We start from the raw sequence: 995 nt of genomic DNA, 5'->3' as shown, positions 1-995 counted from the left end.
ACCTTGCTGGTTGCGGTGATTCCGGGCTACGCGACTATTGGCGTTCTCGCACCGATCATCGTGTTGCTCGGGCGGTTGCTGCAAGGCTTCTCGGCCGGCGTGGAGCTCGGCGGCGTCTCGGTGTATCTCTCCGAGATCGCGACGAAGGGCAACAAGGGCTTCTACTGTTCGTGGCAATCCGGCAGCCAGCAAGTGGCCGTGGTGTTCGCTGCGCTGATCGGTGTTGGCATGAGCCGCATCCTGCCGCCCGACCAGATGACGTCGTGGGGATGGCGCGTGCCGTTCATCATCGGCTGCCTGATCGTGCCGTTCCTGTTCATCATTCGCCGTTCGCTGCAGGAAACTGAGGAGTTCCTTGCCCGCAAGCATCGTCCGGAGATGGGCGAGATCATGAAGTCGATGCTCTCGAACTGGGGCGTCGTGCTCGCCGGCATGGGCATGGTCATCATGACCACCGTGTCGTTCTACATGATCACGGCCTACACGCCGACCTTCGGCAAGGAAGTCCTGAAACTTTCTTCCATCGATGCGCTGGTGGTGACGGTGTTCATCGGTTTGTCGAATCTCGTCTGGCTGCCGCTTTCCGGCGCTATTTCCGATCGCGTCGGACGCCGTCCGGTACTGCTGTTCTTCACGATCCTGACCATCCTCACGTCGTATCCGGCCGTGCAGTGGCTGGTTGCCGATCCGTCGTTCCTGCGCTTGCTCGGCGTGGAACTGTGGCTCTCGTTCCTGTACGGCAGCTACAACGGTGCAATGGTCGTCGCGCTCACCGAAGTCATGCCTGTCGAAGTACGGACGACGGGTTTTTCGCTGGCATATAGCCTGGCGACGACGATCGGCGGCTTCACGCCGGCTATCTCCACGTACCTGATTCACGTGACCGGCAACAAGGCGGCGCCGGGCGCGTGGATGGCCGTTGCCGCGGTTTGCGGGTTGATTGCAACACTCGTTCTGTATCGATCCACGGAAGCGCGCAGCCAGTACAAGACCGC

1 protein-coding gene is annotated in these 995 nt (G+C 61.1%); it reads left to right on the top strand.

Going from position 1 to position 995, the window contains the following annotated elements; genetic code table 11:
* Window positions 1-995: MFS transporter (gene tcuC / locus AWB69_RS45325; RefSeq protein WP_062093254.1), on the top strand; the 995-nt coding region annotated here is incomplete at both ends.

It is taken from the genome of Caballeronia udeis (assembly GCF_001544555.2).
GTDB lineage: Bacteria > Pseudomonadota > Gammaproteobacteria > Burkholderiales > Burkholderiaceae > Caballeronia > Caballeronia udeis.
Note: the sequence above shows the minus strand (reverse complement) of the source record. Positions and strands in the feature narration are given on the sequence as shown.